The organism is Pseudomonas sp. LY-1, from assembly GCF_053502595.1.
Map to the genome: position 1 here is coordinate 4137835 of NZ_CP094353.1, position 18030 is coordinate 4155864.

The window sequence follows — 18030 nt, forward strand, 5'->3', positions numbered from 1 at the left end:
TATCCGTTATTTAGGTAACGGCAGCTATTGGTTCCGCTCTTACAGCGGGTCACTTTGGAAAAGCCCCAAAGTAACCAAAGGGCTCTTGCCCCACCACTCGGCACCTCGCTAGTGCTCGGTGTGCCCTCACTCCGGCTTGAATCCGTGGGCCGCCGTCATGGGCCATCCCTGGCCCAGGACGGCTAACCCGGCGTCCTGCCGGGTTACCCACGGATTCAAGCCTGCGTTCGGCCAGCGTGGTTTTACGGGGCGCCTAAGATCAAAAGCCAGAGCCAGAGCCAGAGCCAGAGCCAGAGCAAAATGAGGTCTATCTGATCCATGGAGATCAAAATGTAGGAGGGGGCTTGCCCCGATGGCGGTGGATCAGTCATGCATGTAGTGACTGACACACTGCCATCGGGGGCAAGCCCCCTCCCACATTTTTGACCGAGTTCGGCTCGCAGAGTCAGGTCGGCTACAAGGCCGCTTTGCTTTTGATCTGGGGCACACCGGGCCTAGTTTTGGCTACTTTTGAGAAAACGGATATCGACACGCCCCACTCTCACCATCCCTCTTTCAACATCCGCAATTCCAGATGCTGCAACAGCATGATGGTCTTCCCATCCACGATCTCACCGCTCGCCACCATCGCCAACGCCCGCTCGAACCCCAGTTCCAGTACCTCAATGTCCTCGCCTTCCTCTTCGATCCCGCCGCCCATTCCCACCCGATCCTCCGGTTGGTATTCGCCGAGGAAAAAGTGAATCCGCTCCGTCACCGATCCCGGGCTCATGAATGCCGCATAGATCTTCTCCACATGCCCCACGCGATAGCCCGTCTCTTCTTCGGCTTCCAGGCGAATGCGTTCCTCAGGGCTGGCGTTGTCCAGCAACCCGGCCGCGGCTTCGATCAGGTAACCGGGGTAGTCGTTGACGAATGTGGGCATGCGGAACTGTCGGATCAGCAGCACAGTGCGCTGGGCGCGGTTGTACAGCAGGATGGTCGCGCCGTTGCCCCGGTCGTACACTTCGCGGGTCTGGGCCTGCCAGCTGCCGTCTCGGCGGCGCAGGTCGAAGCTGTATTTTTTCAGCAGGTACCAATTCTCCGAGAGCGTTTCTTCGGCGGTGATGCGAACGGGGCTGTTGTCCATGGTCGGGCCTTTGCTCAAAGGAGCAGGAGCATGTCGCGCCAGCAACGCCAACGTCAAGCCGGTCGCATACCGCTACAATCGGGCCCCACAAAAAGTCTCTGCAAGGGCAAGGCAATGTCGCTGCATATCCCGACGCTATTGTTAGTCGCCGTGTTCGTGTTCTGCCTGATGGGCCTGCTCACCGTGCATGCCTGGAGCCGTGGCCGTGAACCGACCCTGGGCTATCTCGGCATCATGCTGCTGCTCGCCACCCTGGGCACCGGGCTGATCGCGGTGCGCGGCGTGGGCCTGGACTTTGTCGCGTTGATCCTCGGCAATGTCGTGCTGTTGCTCAGCGCCGCGATGAACTGGACCGCCATGCGCGCTTTCGTGCAGCGCAAGCCGAGCCTGCCGGGGATCTTTGCCGGGTGTGGCGTGTAGCTGTTGATGTGCCTGTTGCCGCAGTTCTATGGTTCGCTGTCGGCGCGGGTCACCCTGTATTCGCTGCTGGCGGCCGGTTATGGCGTGCTGTCGGCCCTGGAGCTGTGGCGCAACCGCGCGACCCTGGAAGTCGCCTACGCTCCCGCGCTGGCGCTGATCCTTTGGCACACCGCGTTCTATGGCATACGCGCAATCACCGACGCCGGCCTGCCGCTGAAAAACGCCCAGGCCTCGGGGGGTGAAGGCGCGCCGTTTTTCTCGTTCATGCTGTTTGAATCGATGCTGTATGCCATCGGCATTGCCTACATCACCCTGGCGATGGTCAAGGAGCGTGCCGAGTTGCGCTTCAAGGCCGCCGCCTTCAGCGATGCGCTGACCGGCGCCGGCAACCGCCGCGCCTTTATGCTCAGGGGCGAAAAACTGCTGGCCGACTGCAGCCGTCGCCAGCGCAGCGCGGCCCTGCTGCTGTGCGACCTGGACCACTTCAAGCGCCTGAACGACAGCTTCGGCCACCCCATGGGCGACCAGGCGCTGATCGCCTTCAGCCAGATGACGCGGGCCATGTTGCGCAGCGGTGATGTGTTTGCGCGTATCGGCGGTGAAGAGTTCGCCTGCCTGCTGGCCGACAGCGATGCGGCCGGGGCGTTTGAAGTGGCCGAGCGCATCCGCCGCGGGTTTGCCGAACTGGACCTGCTGACGCCGGGGTTCTTGAGCGTGAGCATCGGCATCGTCACCACCACGGCGGCAGGCCACGACCTCTCGCACTTACTGTCCCAGGCCGACCAGGCGCTGTACCAGGCCAAGGCCTATGGACGCAATCGCGTGCAGGTGGTGGCGCTCGCCTGAGCGGACGACGCTTGAATGCCGCAATACTTTGCAAGCAATCAGTAAACGCCTGATCTACGGGCATTCCCTGGCGGATGTGGCCACCGCCGTGGCGGATACCGCCTTGCCGGTGCGCTGGCTGCTGTCGCAGAAACTCGATTCCATCGACAAGATTGCCGACATCCATATGCCACTGCTGGTGGTCCACGGCCTGGACGACCGCTACGTTCCCCCACGGTTCAACGAGCAATTATTTGCCGCCGCCCAGGAACCCAAGCGCTTGTTGCTGGTGCCCGGCGCCAGCCACAACAACAGCATGAGCCTGGCCGGGCGCAGCTATCGCAAAGCGCTGGACAACCTGATGCAAGCGAAGATGCCGACACAGGTTGTCACCCACTCAACCGGGCGCGCCAACGACTCATAAAATGTGTTTTCGGCACTGGGTTCGCGCGGGGCTGTCAAGCGCAAACCCAGCCTATGCTGGCCCGCGCCAGAAGTTGATCAAATATTGATCTTGGGTTGAATCGCCAACCCCTGCCGGGCCCTCGCAAAGTTATCCACAGAGATACCCACGGTTTTCGTGGACAACTCTTTTTATTTTTTTACGATTTTTTTGCTCAGCCCGCGCCTTGGGGAAAGGTGCCAGGCAGCAAAATTTCGCGATTCACATCGCGTATATCGTTATACCCGCACAGCGCCATCGACACGTCCAACTCGCGGGCGATGATCTCCAGCGCCTTGGTCACCCCCGCTTCACCCATCGCGCCCAGACCGTACAAATGCGGGCGACCGATCAGGGTGCCTTTGGCGCCCAATGCCATGGCCTTGAGCACGTCCTGGCCGGAACGGATACCGCCATCGAGCCACACTTCAATACGCTCGCCCACCGCCTCGACGATCGCCGGCAATTGGCTGATGCTCGATGGCGCGCCATCCAACTGACGACCGCCATGGTTGCTCACCACCAACGCATCGGCGCCGGCATTCGCCGCCAGGCGCGCATCTTCCACATCGAGGATGCCCTTGATGATCAACTTGCCGCCCCAGCATTTCTTGATCCATTCCACATCGTCCCAACTCAGGCGCGGGTCGAACTGTTGGGCGGTCCATGCCGACAGCGAACTCATGTCCGCCACACCTTTGACATGCCCGACGATATTGCCGAAGCCATGACGCTTGGTGCCGAGCATGCCCATCACCCAGCGCGGCTTGGTCATCATGTTGAGGATATTCGGCAGGGTCAGTCTGGGCGGTGCCGACAGGCCGTTGATCAGGTCCTTGTGACGTTGGCCGAGGATCTGCAGGTCCAGGGTCAACACCAACGCATCGACACCGGCGGCCTTGGCGCGCTCGATCAACTGCTCGATAAAGGCGCGGTCGCGCATCACATAGAGTTGAAACCAGAACGGCTGGCCGACCTGTTCGGCGATGTCTTCCAGGGAGCAGATGCTCATGGTCGACAAGGTGTAGCGCAGGCCAAAGGCAGCAGCGGCACGGGCGGTGAGAATCTCACCATCGGCATGCTGCATCCCGGCCAGGCCGGTGGGCGCCAGGGCGACTGGCATGGCCATGTCCTGGCCGATCATGGTGGCGCGGATCGAACGTTTATCGATATTGCGCGCCACCCGTTGGCGGAATTTGATCTGGGCAAAATCGCTTTCATTCGCCCGGTAAGTGCTTTCAGTCCAAGAGCCGGAATCGGCGTAGTCGTAAAACATCCTTGGAACACGTTTTTGCGCCAGCTTGCGTAAGTCTTCGATGGTTGTGATCAACGACATCTGCGTCACCTCTCCCTGAACTGAGTAGGAAGAGTAACCGCCCATCCGCCGTACAACCAGCCATTGCGTTGATTGATCAGGCCGCTGACGGTTCGTCCGTGGCAGGTGGCTCAGGGGTGAGTCCCCAGTCGCCGTGCTCGTACCAGTCATCGCCGATCATCTCGGCCGGGTGCATGGTACGGTCGGCGCCGTTGCCACAGGCCAGATCGGTCGTGGCGCAATAGCGGTCGCAGCCCCAGCAGATGCGTTCGGGGTGCTTGGGGTGCAGCGGGAAAGGCTTGGCCATGATGAGGTTCCCTACCGGCGAACAATAGAGTCAACCTAACCTGCTCGAGGGGGCATGGCCTTGACTGCGGTCAAGGTTGGCCAACATGAAATATCGCAGAAACTTGACAAGAATCATTATTATTTACGATCAACCTTCCTAGACTCGGGATCTTTCCCCCTCACCCGTCAGGAAGCCTCCATGCGTATCCCTTCTACTGTGTCCCTGGTCCTGCTGTTGTCCACCTCTGCGGCGTTCGCCAAGGAGTACCCGATCGGCGAGCCGCAGCACTGCCCAGGCCTGGAAATCGGCGCGGTGTACCTGCAACCGATCGAGATGGCACCCGCCGGCATGATGCGCGCCACGGCCGACTCCGACGTCCACCTTGAAGCCGATGTGCGCGCCACGGCGGACAATGCCCAAGGCTTCCAGGAAGGCAGTTTCGTGCCGTACCTGAACCTGTCCTTTACGTTGAAAAAGCAAGGCAGCGACACGCCGATCACCGGTGATTTCCACGCCATGGTCGCCAATGACGGGCCGCACTACGGCGACAACGTCAAGCTGCAAGGCCCAGGCAAATACACCCTGACCTTCAGCGTATTGCCGCCCAGCGGCCACCAGTCCCTGGGCCGCCATACCGACAAGGAAACCGGGGTCGCACCGTGGTTCGAACGCTGCGAAGTCCACTACGAATTCGTCTATGCCGGCATCGGCAAGAAAGGCGGCTACTGATGCGTCGCGCCTTGCTGCTGGGCAGCTTGCTGCTGAGCGGCGCGGCCCTGGCGGCGCCGTTGCCGACCTATGAACTGACCCTGCAGGACGGCCACTTCATCCCGCCGCAACTCACGGTCAAGGCCGGCGAGCGCTTCAAGATCGTGCTGCACAACCTCGGCCAAGGCCCGGCCGAATTCGAGAGCACGCCGCTGCGCGTGGAGAAAGTCTTGTCCCCCGGCGTGACCACCTTCGTCGTGATCCACCCGCTCACGCCGGGGTTGTATCCGTTCTTTGACGAGTTCAACCCACAGTTGCCCGAAGGCAGCATCCTTGCCCAATAGCCCCGGGAGCCGTTGATGAATCAATCGATGTTTATTGTCTGGCGCGAAAGCGTCGAGGCGCTGCTGGTGATCGGCATTCTGCAGGTCTGGATCAGCCGCCAGACCGCGCACTCGCGCCTGGGGCGTTTCCTGTGGGCCGGGGTGGTCCTGGGCTTGTTCTGCTCGGCCGGCCTGGCCGGCTTGATGCTGTGGGCCGGTGAGGCCATGACCGGCCCCCAGGGCGAATGGCTGCAAGCGGCGCTGACGTTATTGGCCAGCGGCCTGATGGTGCAGATGGTGTTCTGGATGCATCGTCACGCGGCCACACTCAAAAACACCCTGGTACGCGAAGCCGATGAACGCCTGGCGCGCCAGGGCGGTTGGGGCGTGTTGCTATTGACGCTGTTGGCGGTGAGCCGCGAAGGCAGTGAAACCGTGGTGTTTCTGTACGGTGCCGGCGCGCGTCTGCAGGGCCCGGCGCTGAACCTGTTCGCGATCGGCGGCGTGCTGGGCCTGGTGTTGGCGGGGCTCACGGTGCTGTTGTTGCGCAGTACGCGGCGCTTCATTTCCTGGTCGCTGTTTTTCGCCCTCAGCGAAGCGCTGTTGCTGCTGCTCGGCGGGGCTTTGCTGGTGGCGGCCGTGGACCGTATCAGCGGGCAATTGCTGGCGATGGACATGCCCGAGTGGGTCTATTCGAGCTTCGGTGAAAGCCGCTGGGACAGCAGTACCCTGCTCAGCGACAGCCACGGCCTGGGCGCGATGTTGGCTGACTTTGTCGGCTACCGCGCCGCGCCGAGCCTGGTCACCGTGCTGGTGCTGCTCGGCTATTGGTTGTGGGTGGGCAACGGCCTGCGCCGTTCGCGGCACGCGGCATGAGCTGGCTGCAGCGCCTGGGCGATGGCATGCGCCGCCATGGGCGCTTGATCCGTGCCGTGCAATGGGCGGTGGTGCTGGTCTACGCCGTGCTGCTGGTGCTGCCGGCGCTGCTGCCGTTGCCGGACAGCCAGGCGCGCCTGGTGAACAACCTGACGCTGCTCGCGCAATTCATCTTTTGGGGCCTCTGGTGGCCGTTCGTGTTGCTGTCGATGGTGTTGTTCGGGCGCCTGTGGTGCGGCGTGCTCTGCCCGGAAGGTTCCCTGAGCGAATGGGCCAGCCAGCACGGACGCGGCCTCGGTATTCCGCGTTGGCTGCGCTGGGGCGGCTGGCCGACGCTGGGCTTTTGCCTGACCACCCTCTACGGCCAATTGATCAGCGTATATGACTACGCCCAGGCGGCCCTGTTGATTCTCGGCGGCTCGACCCTCGGCGCGGTGATCGTCGGCCTGTTGTTCGTGCGCGGCAAGCGCGTGTGGTGTCGGTACCTGTGCCCGGTCAGCGGCGTCTTCGCCCTGCTCGCCCGCCTGGCGCCGGTGCATTTCGCGGTGGATGAGCAGCGCTGGAAAGCCAACGACGCACCGCGCCTGCCGCTGCCCAACTGCGCGCCGCTGCTGGATATCCGCCGCCTGCAAGGGGCCAGCGAGTGCCATGCCTGCGGCCGCTGCAGCGGGCAACGTGGCGCGGTGCAACTGATCGCCCGCTCGTGCAATCAGGAGATCCTGCAGGCGCCGCGTCAACCCGGCTCAGTGTGGGACGCGCGGCTGTTGCTGTTTGGTGTGATCGGCCTGGCGATGGGGGCGTTTCAATGGACCGTCAGTCCGTGGTTTATCGCGCTCAAACAAACCCTGGCGACGTGGCTGGTCGGCCATGACTGGCTGTGGCCGCTGCAAGACAACGCGCCGTGGTGGTTGCTCACTCATTATCCGCAGCTCAATGACAGCTTCAGTTGGTTGGATGGCTTGTGCATTGTGTTGTATCTGGGGGGGAGTTCGTTGGTATTGGGGGGCGGCTGTTGGCTGCTGTTGCGGTTGGCCGCGTGGGTGGCGGGTGATCGTGCACTGTTTCGGCCCTTGGCGCTGACGCTGACGCCCCTCGGTGGTGCAGGTTTGTTCCTGGGGTTGTCGGCGACCACGGTGAAGTTGTTGCGGTATGAGGGCTTGGGGTTGGCTTGGGTGCAATCGGCGCGGGCCGTGTTGTTGATGGCGGCGGTTGGGTGGTGCTTGTGGTTGGGGTGGCGGCAGATTCAGGGGGTTGGGGGGCTGCGGCGTTGGGGTGGGTGGTTGTGTGTGGGGTTGAGTGTTGGGTTGGTGGGGGGTGGATGGTGGTTGCAGTTTTGGGGGTGGGGTTGAGTGCCGTTTTTTTCGGTGATTGCGGCGGCGGCTGAGTACATATCCGTTATGGTTCCGCTCTTACAGCGGGTCACTTTGGAAAAAAAAGCCCCAAAGTAACCAAAAGGCTCTTGCCCCACCACTCGGTGCCTCGCCTAGGCTCGGCATGCCCTCACTCCGGCCAGCGTGGTTTGACGGGGCGCCTAAGATCAAGATCAAAAACCAGAGCCAGAGCCAGAGCAGAATGAGTTCTATCTGATCCATGGAGATCAAAATGTGGGAGGGGGCTTGCCCCCGATGGCGATGGATCAGTCATGCATGTAGTGACTGACACACTGCGATCGGGGGCAAGCCCCCTCCCACATTTCTGACCGAGTTCGGCTTGCAGGATCAGGTCGGATATAAGGCCGCGCCCAAGAGCAAGAGCCAGAGCAGAACGAGTTCTATCTGATCCATGGGGATCAAAATGTGAGAGGGGGCAAGCCCCCTCCCACATTTTCTGACCGCGTTGGGCTTGCAGGATCAGGTCGGTTATAAGGCCGCCGCGCGTTGGTTACTTTTCGGGTTGGCCATTACCGAAGAAACGCATCGCCACACCACCTAAACCTTAAACCGCGCCACCGTCTGATGCAGTTCCCCCGCCATCCCCGCCAGATCATGCCCCGCCGTTTCGGTATGCAAGGCCCCTTGCAATACCTGTTGCGACAGGTTCCGAATCCCCACCAGGTTGCGATCCACTTCCCGCGCCACCAGTGCCTGTTCTTCGGTGGCGCTGGCAATCATCAAGTTGCGCTCATTGATCTGCGAAATCGAGCGGGTGATTTCATCCAGCGCCTCCCCCGAGCGTTGCGCTACGCCCAAGGTCGCCTGCACCCGTTCGCTGCTGCTGTGCATGGCGGCCACGGCGTGTTCGGTGTCCTGGCGGATGTTGCCGATCATCTGCTCGATCTCCTGGGTCGAGGTCTGGGTACGATGGGCCAGGGCGCGCACTTCATCGGCGACCACCGCAAAACCGCGCCCGGCATCGCCGGCCCGGGCCGCTTCGATCGCGGCGTTGAGGGCCAGCAGGTTGGTCTGGTCGGCGATGCTGCGGATCACGTCCAGCACGCCGCTGATGTCTTGCACGCGGCCGGCGAGTTGCTGGATGCGTTCGGAGGTTTCCACCACACCGGTGGCCAGGGTGTTGATCGAGGCCACGGTTTCCTGCACCTGCGCCCGCCCAAGCTGGGCGGTCTGTTCCGACAGGCGCGAGGCTTCGCTGGTGCTCACCGCGTTGCGCGCGACTTCATCGACGGCGGCGGTCATTTCGTTCACCGCGGTGGCGGCCTGTTCGATTTCCTGGCCCTGCAACTGCAGGCTGCTGCTGGTCTGGCTGCTGACTGCGCTCAACTCTTCGGATGAACTGGCCACGCCATCCACCGAGGCGGCGATCTGCCGGACCATCTGGTTGAGGTTCTGCTGCATCTGGTGCAGGTTGCGCATCACGCTGCCGTCGGCACTGTTGCCCAGCGGCACCTCGATGGTCAGGTCGCCCTGGGCGATATGGCTGAGCACCCGCGCCACCTCGTCCGGCTCGCCGCCCAAAGGCCGGGTGACGCTGCGCGTGACGATCACGGCGGCCGCCACGACCAGGCTCACGCATAGCAGGAATAATCCGATCATCGTGCGGCGCGCATCGTCGTAGAGAATTTGCGCAGCCTGCTCGCGCTCGACGAACAGTCGGCCTTGCATGGCCATCAACGCATCGAGGCTCTTGAACACCTCAAGCTCGGCCGGCACCACCTGCTGTTTGAGCTGGGCCAGGCCCTGCTCGCGGGCGCCCTGCTTGATCAGCGCCTGCACCTGGGTAAAGGCCGCGACGTAGGTTTCCCGATGGGTTTTCAACGCGGCATAGGCCGCCTTGCCTTCGGTGGTATCGAACAGTGGCTCCAGGGTGGCGAACGCCTGGGTAATGCGCTGCCGGGTGGTGCCAATGGCCTCTTGGGCCTGCTGGTTATCCTGGTCGATCAGCAGGTCGCGGGTGTTGCGCCCGTTATCGCGCACGCCGGTGGCGATCACCATGATCGGTGCGATTTTCGGCCAGTCCTGCTGCACGATCTGTTCGGACTGTTGCTTGAGGGTTGCCAGGTCGTGCAAGGCGTAAAACACCAAACCGACCAGAGCCAGCGGCGCAATCGCGAAGCCGATGACAATGCGTTGTGCCGTGGTTAACTGCGTCATTCTAAACATTCCTTGATGAATACCTGCCCGAAACGGGCAGCATCTTTAAAAATCCTGGAAGGGCGATCGGTCACCCTCGTAATACAAAAGCCGGAAACAACTCGCGCATGTGGCCCCACAACTCCGGCAATGCCATCTGTGCCGGGGCAATCGGCAATTGCTCATCGAGCATGCTTGCCGTGCGGACCATCTGCACGGCGAAGCGCTTGACACCACTGGCTTGCAAACGCTGGGCCAGGCGCAGCAGGCGCGACGTATCAATCAGATGCCAATGCACCGTGGTACGGCACTCGTAGTCCACGCCACTGGCCAGCAAGGTCTCCAAACTGCGCCAATTGGCGGCGCCGCTGCCTTTGACCTGGGTGACCAGTTGATAGTCCTCGACCAGGGCCTTCACATCGAAGCCCACCCAGTCGGCATGGCGCAGCGCATTGGCAAAGCCTGCCGGTTTGATCCCCGCACTGTGCAGGCCCACGCGAAAGCCCATGGCGCGTACCTCGTCCATCGCCGCTGGCAAACCTTCCTGCAAGGTCGGCTCACCGCCGCTGAACACCACTGCGTCCAACAGGTCCTGGCGGCGCTGCAAAAACAGCAAAACCCGGCGCCAATCGATCTCCGCGCTACCGCGCGGTGCAATCAGGTCCGGGTTATGGCAGTAACGACAGCGCCAGGCACAACCCTGGCAGAACAGCACACAGGCGAGCATGCCGGGGTAGTCGAGGGTGGTCAGGGGCACCATGCCCCCAACCCGTAGCATTCGACTCATTGGCGCCCGGCCGCGCAAGCCGCTTCGGTAAAGTGAACACGCTCCTTGTGTTCGGACTGCTTGCCGGGGTTGAACGCGGACACCGGCCGGTGGTAACCCATCACCCGGGTCCAGACTTCGCAGCGCTGACGTTGTGGCTGGGATGTTTGCATGGTGAATCTCCTTGCGGGTTGAAAAACAGGTTCAAGACTGGGCGGCAAGCGCGAGGATCTCATCGCACTTGGGGCAGAACTCGTGTTCGCCGGCGAGGTAGCCGTGTACCGGACAGATCGAGAAGGTCGGGGTCACGGTCAGGTACGGCAGGCGGAAACGCCCCAGCGCTTTGCGCACCAATTGCTTGCAGGCCTGGGCCGAGGAAATCTGTTCGGCCATGTACAGGTGCAGCACGGTGCCGCCGGTGTATTTGCATTGCAGTTCGTCTTGCAGCTCGAGGGCTTCGAAGGGGTCTTCGGTGAAGCCCACCGGCAGTTGCGACGAGTTGGTGTAGTACGGCGCATCCAGGCTGCCGGCTTGCAGGATGTCCGGGTAGCGCTTGCGGTCTTCCTTGGCGAAGCGGTAGGTGGTGCCTTCCGCCGGTGTGGCTTCGAGGTTGTAGAGGTGACCGGTTTCTTCCTGGAAACGCAGCAAGGTGGCGCGCACATGGTCGAGCAGGCGCAGGGCGAACGCGCGGCCTTCTTCGGTGTGCGTGCCCTGCGTGTCATCCGTGAAATTGCGCAGCATCTCGTGCATGCCGTTGAGGCCGATGGTGGAGAAGTGGTTGCGCAACGTCCCCAGGTAACGCTTGGTGTAGGGGTACAACCCGGCGTCCATGTGGTGCTGGATCACCTTGCGCTTGACCTCCAGGCTTTCCATGGCCATTTCCATCAGGCTGTCCAGGCGTTGCAGCAAGCCGCCGGTATCGCCCTTGAACAGGTAACCGAGGCGCGCGCAGTTGATTGTCACCACGCCCAGCGAGCCGGTCTGCTCCGCCGAACCGAACAGCCCGCCGCCGCGCTTGAGCAGCTCGCGCACGTCCAGTTGCAGGCGACAGCACATGGAGCGCACCTGGTTGGGTTGCATGTCCGAATTGAGGAAGTTCTGGAAATACGGCAAGCCATAGCGCGCGGTCATCTCGAACAGGCGGTCGGCGTTCTCGCTGTCCCAGGGGAAATCATGGGTGATGTTGTAGGTCGGAATCGGGAAGGTGAACACCCGCCCCTTGGCATCCCCGGCCTGCATCACTTCGATGTAGGCGCGGTTGATCAGCTCCATTTCCGTTTGCAGGTCGCCATAGGCAAATGGCATTTCCTCACCACCGATCACCGGCACCTGCTCGCGCAAGTCTTCCGGGCAGACCCAATCGAAGGTCAGGTTGGTGAATGGCGTCTGAGTGCCCCAGCGCGACGGCACGTTGAGGTTGTAGATGAACTCCTGCACCGCCTGGCGCACCTCGGGGTAGCTCAACTGATCTTTGCGCACATAAGGCGCAAGATAGGTGTCGAACGAGCTGAACGCCTGGGCGCCGGCCCATTCGTTTTGCAGGGTGCCGAGGAAGTTGACCATCTGCCCCAGGGCACTGCTCAAATGCTTGGGCGGCCCCGCTTCGACGCGGCCCGGCACGCCATTGAGGCCTTCGTGCAGCAACGAGCGCAGCGACCAACCGGCGCAGTAGCCGGCGAGCATGTCGAGGTCGTGGATATGCAGATCCGCCTCACGGTGTGCGCGGCCGATCTGCTGGCTGTAGACCTCGTCCAGCCAGTAATTGGCAGTGACCTTGCCCGACACGTTCAGCACCAGCCCGCCGAGGGAATACCCCTGGTTGGCATTGGCTTGCACGCGCCAGTCTTCACGGTCGAGGTATTCGTTCATCGAGGTGGCGACTTCCACCAGGGTCTTGCGGTCGCGGCGCAGGCGACCGTGCTGTTCGCGGTAGACGATATACGCGCGCATCGACAAGAAGTAACCGGCATCCATCAACACCCGCTCGACGCTGTCCTGGATCTGCTCCACATCCAGCCGTTCGATGCCGCGCAGCCGCGCCAGCACCGCACCGAGCAACAGGTCGACCTCGGCCTCCCGATACTCGCCGGTGGCATTGCCGGCGGCGATCAGCGCCTGACGGATTTTTTCGGCGTCGAAGGCAACGAGGCTACCGTCGCGTTTGTGCAGGCGGTTACTGACCAGCGGGCTGAGCATGCTTTGCATTGGAAGGCTCCAGACACTACATATAGATTTAATAGATCTTTGAAACACAATATGCAGTGATATTACGGTCAAGCGTTTGGGCTGCCATTGATCAAGGTCAAGTCTGAACGAAGATCAAAATGTGGGAGGGGCGGTGCGACGATTCGACTTGTTCCCGATAGCGGTGGATCAGTCGTGCATGTATTGGCTGACACACTGCTATCGGGGGCAAGCCCCCTCCCACAGTAAGCCTCCTCCCACAGTAAGTTCCCTCCCACAGTAAGTCTCCTCCCACAGTAAGTTCCCTGCCACAGCAAGTCCCCTGCCACATTCAACCGCCGCTCATATTCATGAAGCGCACCACCTGCACCTCCCCTGCCCCGGTGAAATCATGGCGCAGCGGCTTACCCCGCAATCCCTTGTGCAACGCCTCGATCAACGGCGCGTCGTCCAACGGGTAACGCCGCAGCAAAGCGCGGAAGTCCACCGCGTTGTCCTGCCCCAGGCACAGCAGCAACTGCCCTTCGACGGTCATCCGCACGCGGTTGCAACTGCCGCAGAAGTTGTGGGAGTTGGGCGAGATAAAGCCGATGCGCGTGCCCGGATGCCGCGCCAGGCGCACATAGCGCGCCGGGCCGCCGCTGTTTTCGGTGCTGTCGAGCAAGGCATGGTGACGGGCGATCACGCTGCGTACTTCATCACTGGCACAGAACGTCTCGCCGCGGGAGCGGCCCACGTCGCCCAGGGGCATTTCCTCGATAAAGCTGATGTCGATGCCTTGGTCAATCGCGTACTGCACCAGCGCCGGCACTTCATCGAAGTTGCGCCCTTTCATCACCACGCAGTTGAGCTTGACCCGCTCGAACCCGGCCTCTCGCGCCGCCTCGATACCGTCCAGCACCTGGCGCAGATCACCGTTGCGGGTGATCGCGCGAAAGCGCTGCGCATCCAGGCTGTCGAGGCTGATGTTCATGCGCTTGACCCCGGCGTCCACCAGCGGCTGCGCGAGGCGCGCCAACTGCGAGCCGTTGCTGGTCATCACCAGTTCGCGCAAGCCCGGCAGTGCCGCGATATTGCGGCACAACCCGACAATGCCCGGGCGGATCAACGGCTCGCCGCCGGTCAGGCGGATCTTGCGCACGCCCTGGCCGACGAACAGCGCGGCCAGGCGTTCCAGCTCTTCCAGGGTCAGCACCTGCTGGCGCGGCAGGAACGTCATGTTTTTCGCCATGCAGTACACACAGCGAAAATCACAACGGTCGGTCACCGACAAGCGCAGGTAATCGATCGAACGGCCCACCCCATCCACCAGGCTCATGTCACTGCACCAGCGGCGAGTCGGCGCCCTGCAGCGCGATGCCACGAATGTCCGCCGCGCCGATCAGGGTTTGCAGGTACTGCACCAATGCCTTTTGCCACACGCCTTGCTGCAACTGGGTGCGGATCGCCACCGCCACCGCTTCATACGGCAGCGGTTGGCCTTCGATACGCTGATCGACATAGATCACATGCCAGCCATAACGACTCTCCAGCGGCTTGCCGGCCAAGCCCGGCGCGAGGGTGAACAACTGACGCTCCAACTCGGGCACGGTCTGGCCCTTGCTCACCTGGCCCAGCGAACCGCCCTGGGCCTTGGACGGGCACGCCGAATACTGCAGGGCCAGCTCGGCGAATTGGCCGGGCTGCTCGTTCAGGTTCAGCAGCAGCACTTCCGCCTGACTGTGCGCCAGATGGCGCGCCTCGGCGTCGTCCGGCGCGCATTCGAGCAGAATGTGCCGCACCGCCAGCAACGGCGCGCTGTGAAAGCGCCCGCGGTTGTTCTCGAAGTAGCGCACACAGGTGGCCTCGTCGCACTCAGGCACCTTGACCTCACGCTCGAGCAGCAAGCGCGTGGCGGCTTCTTCTTCGTTCTCGCCGGCGGCGATCTCCACCGCCAGGCCCAGCTCGGCGATCCGCTGCTGCAACAGCTCGCGGATCACCAGCGCACGGGCGGCCAGATACACCGCCTCCTCGCGGCTTTCGGCCGGGTGATATTGCAACTCCAGGGCCATGGCCTCCGGCGTGACGGGCACGCCGTTGACGCTGATGATCGGCCATTCCTGTTCACTGCTGGCGATCAATTCAGGCGCCTTGAGTTCCTCGAACAGAGCCGGGGCCGCAACCTCGGCCACCACCGGTTCTTTGACCGACGAGCCGCAACCGCCGCTGCCGCCATTACCGCCACCACATCCGCATCCAGTTGTCATGACGCTCTCCTCAATACTTCTGCCGCACGATTTGATAACGACGCCCCAGGTACCAGATTGGCGCGCTGACCATATGCACCAAGCGGGTAAACGGGAACAGCACGAACAGGGTCAAGCCCAGCGCCACATGCGCCTTGTAGATCAGGCTGACCGGCTCGATCGACGCCGCCGCGTCCACTGGCCGCAACAGCACCACGTTCTGCGCCCAGTCGGCGAGCATCACCATGACCGAACCGTCCATATGCCCGGTGGACGCGACGATGGTCAGCAAACCGAGCACCAACTGCGCGAGCAGCACCAGCAGGATCAGGATGTCCGACGGGCTCGACGTGGCCCGTACACGCGGGTCGCCCAGGCGGCGCTTGACCAGCATCAGCAAGCCCACCAGGCACAGCAGGCCGAAGACGCCACCGGAGACCATCGCCAGCAACTGCTTGTGCTCAGTGCTGATCACATGGTGATAGACCGACGCCGGGGTCAGCAGGCCGACAAAGTGCCCGGCCAGCACGAACAGCACGCCAATGTGGAAAAAGTTGCTCGCCACGCGCATGCCACGGTTGTTGAGCATCTGGCTGGAGCCAGCCTTCCAGGTGTACTGCGACAGGTCGAACCGCGCCCAACTGCCCAACAGGCAGATCGCCAGGGCGACATAGGGGTACACCCCGAATACCAGCAAATTCCACTTAGACATTACCCACCTCCGTGGCCGGCACTGCGGCCTGCCCTTCTTGCTGAAAATCCACCCAGTGCAACGGCACCGCGCTTTCTTCGCGGGCTTTGCCCGGTGCGCTGGGCATCGAGCTGCAACGGTCCTGTTGTTCGGCCTGCATAAAGTCCACCGCTTCCTCTTCCCAGATCTTGTCCAGGGCTTCGAGGGAGTCGTCACGCGGCTCGGCGGCGACCTGCGCGCGCAGTTCGGCCACGGCCTGGTGCGGCTCGGCACCCGAGATCTGCAGCAACGCACGGAAGCAACTGGCGTAGCCGCTCTCGCGCTCGTCCAGACGTGCGGCGAGCAGCGCCAGCAGGTGCGCCACATCCGCCAGGCCCTCGCGGGCCTCGATGTCTTCGCGGGTCGAGAGGAACTCCAGGTACAGCGGGATATAGTCCGGCAGCTCCTTGACGCCGATGGCAAACCCGGCCTCTTCGTACTGGGCCATCATGTCGACCATGGCCTGGCCACGGTCGCGGGACTCGCCGTGGACGTGTTCGAACAACAGCAACGACAGCGAGCGCCCACGGCCGAACAGCGCACCGTAGTGTTCCTGGCCGTCCATCAGGTCATTGGCGCAGATCAGCTCGAGCAACTCGAACAACGCGCCGCGCTGCTTGGGGCTGATCTCCCGCGACTCGATGATCGCCTGTTCCAGTTCGTCGCGGCCGTTCACCAGGGTTTCGGTGGGGTAGTCCAGCAGCAACGAAATCACTTTGAGAATACGCATGCTCAGTCCTCCCAGATCTGTACGGTTTTCAACACGTCGCGACGGTTGGCCTTCTTGGCGCCGAACATGTTGGTGTCGGAGCTGCCGCTGCAACCGCTGCCGAAGCTGAAACCACAGCCGGAGCGTTCGGCGAACGCGTCGCTCATGGCGTCTTCACGGTGCGCGCTCGGCACCACAAAGCGGTCTTCGTAGTTGGCGATCGCCAGGTAGCGGTACATCTCTTCCACCTGTTCCACGCTCAGGCCGACGTCTTCGAGCACTTGCAGGTCCTGCACGCCGTCGACTTGCTGGGAGCGTTTGTAGGCACGCATCGCCAACAGGCGTTTGAGCGCACGCTTGACCGGTTTTTCATCGCCAGCGGTGAGCAGGTTGGCCAGGTAACGCAGCGGAATGCGCAGGCTGTCGACATCCGGGATCACCCCGTTCATGCCCACGGTGCCAGCGGCGGCAGCGTTCTGGATCGGCGACAGTGGCGGTACGTACCAAACCATCGGCAAGGTGCGGTATTCCGGGTGCAGCGGCAGTGCGAGTTTCCAATCGACGGCCATTTTGTAGACCGGCGAGCGCTGGGCCGAGTCGATCACCGACTGCGGCACGCCATCGGCCAGGGCCTGGCGAATCACCGCCGGGTCATTCGGGTCGAGGAAGATTTCCAGCTGTTTCTCGTACAGGTCTTGCTCGTTGGCGGTGCTCGCCACTTCGCTGATGCGGTCGGCGTCGTAGAGCAGCACGCCAAGGTAGCGAATCCGGCCGACGCAGGTTTCGGCACACACGGTGGGCATGCCGGCTTCGATGCGCGGGTAGCAGAAGATGCACTTCTCGGATTTGCCGCTCTTCCAGTTAAAGTAGATCTTCTTGTACGGGCAGCCGCTGATGCACATGCGCCAGCCGCGGCACTTTTCCTGGTCGATCAGCACGATGCCGTCTTCTTCACGCTTGTAGATCGCACCGCTCGGGCACGAGGCCGCGCACGCCGGGTTGAGGCAGTGCTCGCACAGGCGCGGCAGGTACATCATGAAGGTGTTTTCGTACTCGCCATAAATGTCGGCCTGGATCTGGTCGAAGTTCTTGTCCTTGCGGCGCTTGGCGAACTCGGTGCCGAGGATTTCTTCCCAGTTCGGGCCCCACTCGATTTTCTGCATGCGCTTGCCGGACACCAGCGAGCGCGGACGCGCGGTCGGTTGGTGCTCGCCCAAAGGCGCGGTGTGCAGGTGCTGGTAGTCGAAGTCGAACGGCTCGTAGTAGTCGTCCAAGCTCGGCAGGTCAGGGTTGGCGAAAATGTTCGCCAACACGCGGAACTTGCCGCCGATGCGCGGGTTGATCGAGCCGTTGGCGTTGCGCACCCAGCCGCCCTTCCACTTGTCCTGGTTTTCCCATTCTTTCGGGTAACCGATGCCGGGCTTGGACTCGACGTTGTTGAACCAGGCGTATTCCATGCCTTCACGGCTGGTCCAGACGTTTTTGCAGGTGATGGAACAGGTGTGGCAGCCGATGCATTTGTCCAGGTTCAGGACCATGCCGATCTGTGAGCGAATCTTCAT

16 protein-coding genes and 2 pseudogenes are annotated in these 18030 nt (G+C 62.4%); 6 read left to right on the plus strand and 12 right to left on the minus strand.

The annotated features are described in order from the left end of the window. Positions 1 to 541: 541 nt before the first annotated feature. Positions 542 to 1129 carry an NUDIX domain-containing protein gene (locus MOQ67_RS18790; RefSeq protein ID WP_017849304.1) on the minus strand — a complete coding sequence of 196 codons (588 nt, stop codon included), beginning with the start codon at positions 1127 to 1129 and terminating at the stop codon, positions 542 to 544. 114 nt (positions 1130 to 1243) lie between these two features. On the opposite strand from MOQ67_RS18790, the pseudogene MOQ67_RS18795 reads away from it, so the two are divergent. Together MOQ67_RS18795 and MOQ67_RS18800 are read left to right on the plus strand one after the other, a co-directional pair. Beyond that, positions 1244 to 2395, plus strand: a pseudogene (locus MOQ67_RS18795) (diguanylate cyclase). A 64-nt stretch (positions 2396 to 2459) separates the two neighbouring features. Next, a pseudogene (locus MOQ67_RS18800) lies at positions 2460 to 2798 on the plus strand (alpha/beta hydrolase); the annotation flags it as partial. A gap of 193 nt (positions 2799 to 2991) precedes the next feature. Here the strand turns inward: MOQ67_RS18800 and MOQ67_RS18805 are convergent. Continuing rightward, positions 2992 to 4152, minus strand: coding sequence for an alpha-hydroxy acid oxidase (locus MOQ67_RS18805; RefSeq protein WP_079444110.1), 1161 nt, complete (start codon positions 4150 to 4152; stop codon positions 2992 to 2994). A 76-nt stretch (positions 4153 to 4228) separates the two neighbouring features. Continuing rightward, positions 4229 to 4438 carry a DUF3079 domain-containing protein gene (locus tag MOQ67_RS18810; RefSeq protein ID WP_017849308.1) on the minus strand — a complete coding sequence of 70 codons (210 nt, stop codon included), beginning with the start codon at positions 4436 to 4438 and terminating at the stop codon, positions 4229 to 4231. 180 nt (positions 4439 to 4618) lie between these two features. Between MOQ67_RS18810 and MOQ67_RS18815 the strand changes: the two genes are divergently transcribed. The 4 genes from MOQ67_RS18815 to MOQ67_RS18830 are packed head-to-tail and all read left to right on the plus strand — an operon-like array spanning position 4619 to position 7676. After that, positions 4619 to 5149 (plus strand): iron transporter, encoded by a 531-nt coding sequence (locus MOQ67_RS18815; RefSeq protein ID WP_017849309.1) that lies wholly within the window; start codon positions 4619 to 4621, stop codon positions 5147 to 5149. Further along, a complete protein-coding gene (locus MOQ67_RS18820) occupies positions 5149 to 5472 on the plus strand; it encodes a cupredoxin domain-containing protein (RefSeq protein WP_017849310.1) in 324 nt (107 codons plus the stop codon). Before MOQ67_RS18815 ends, MOQ67_RS18820 begins: the two co-directional genes overlap by 1 nt. 15 nt (positions 5473 to 5487) lie before the next feature. Then, the gene (locus tag MOQ67_RS18825) at positions 5488 to 6327 is read left to right on the plus strand and encodes an FTR1 family iron permease (RefSeq protein WP_046383091.1); all 840 of its coding nucleotides are present in this window, start codon (positions 5488 to 5490) and stop codon (positions 6325 to 6327) included. Continuing rightward, the gene (locus MOQ67_RS18830) at positions 6324 to 7676 is read left to right on the plus strand and encodes a 4Fe-4S binding protein (RefSeq protein ID WP_448675539.1); all 1353 of its coding nucleotides are present in this window, start codon (positions 6324 to 6326) and stop codon (positions 7674 to 7676) included. Before MOQ67_RS18825 ends, MOQ67_RS18830 begins: the two co-directional genes overlap by 4 nt. A 579-nt stretch (positions 7677 to 8255) precedes the next feature. Here MOQ67_RS18830 and MOQ67_RS18835 read toward each other — a convergent pair. The 9 genes from MOQ67_RS18835 to narH form a co-directional block, all read right to left on the minus strand. Next, on the minus strand, positions 8256 to 9875 hold the full coding sequence (locus MOQ67_RS18835) for a methyl-accepting chemotaxis protein (protein ID WP_017849315.1): 1620 nt from the start codon (positions 9873 to 9875) through the stop codon (positions 8256 to 8258). A 70-nt stretch (positions 9876 to 9945) separates the two neighbouring features. After that, positions 9946 to 10641 carry an anaerobic ribonucleoside-triphosphate reductase activating protein gene (locus tag MOQ67_RS18840; RefSeq protein WP_169883988.1) on the minus strand — a complete coding sequence of 232 codons (696 nt, stop codon included), beginning with the start codon at positions 10639 to 10641 and terminating at the stop codon, positions 9946 to 9948. Then, complete coding sequence (gene nrdD, locus MOQ67_RS18845; RefSeq protein WP_017849317.1) at positions 10638 to 10793, minus strand: anaerobic ribonucleoside-triphosphate reductase; 156 nt, start codon at positions 10791 to 10793, stop codon at positions 10638 to 10640. The genes MOQ67_RS18840 and nrdD overlap by 4 nt, the downstream gene beginning before the upstream one ends. Positions 10794 to 10824: 31 nt before the next feature. Continuing rightward, positions 10825 to 12825: a ribonucleoside triphosphate reductase gene (locus MOQ67_RS18850; protein WP_046489186.1), complete on the minus strand. Its 2001-nt coding sequence runs from the start codon at positions 12823 to 12825 to the stop codon at positions 10825 to 10827. Between the two features lie 310 nt (positions 12826 to 13135). Further along, on the minus strand, positions 13136 to 14122 hold the full coding sequence (gene moaA / locus MOQ67_RS18855; protein WP_017849319.1) for a GTP 3',8-cyclase MoaA: 987 nt from the start codon (positions 14120 to 14122) through the stop codon (positions 13136 to 13138). Between the two features lies 1 nt (position 14123). After that, complete coding sequence (locus tag MOQ67_RS18860) at positions 14124 to 15050, minus strand: peptidylprolyl isomerase (RefSeq protein ID WP_198717790.1); 927 nt, start codon at positions 15048 to 15050, stop codon at positions 14124 to 14126. 10 nt (positions 15051 to 15060) lie between these two features. After that, on the minus strand, positions 15061 to 15741 hold the full coding sequence (gene narI, locus MOQ67_RS18865; RefSeq protein ID WP_017849321.1) for a respiratory nitrate reductase subunit gamma: 681 nt from the start codon (positions 15739 to 15741) through the stop codon (positions 15061 to 15063). After that, complete coding sequence (narJ, locus tag MOQ67_RS18870) at positions 15734 to 16489, minus strand: nitrate reductase molybdenum cofactor assembly chaperone (protein ID WP_017849322.1); 756 nt, start codon at positions 16487 to 16489, stop codon at positions 15734 to 15736. The genes narI and narJ overlap by 8 nt, the downstream gene beginning before the upstream one ends. 2 nt (positions 16490 to 16491) lie before the next feature. Then, complete coding sequence (gene narH / locus MOQ67_RS18875; RefSeq protein WP_017849323.1) at positions 16492 to 18030, minus strand: nitrate reductase subunit beta; 1539 nt, start codon at positions 18028 to 18030, stop codon at positions 16492 to 16494.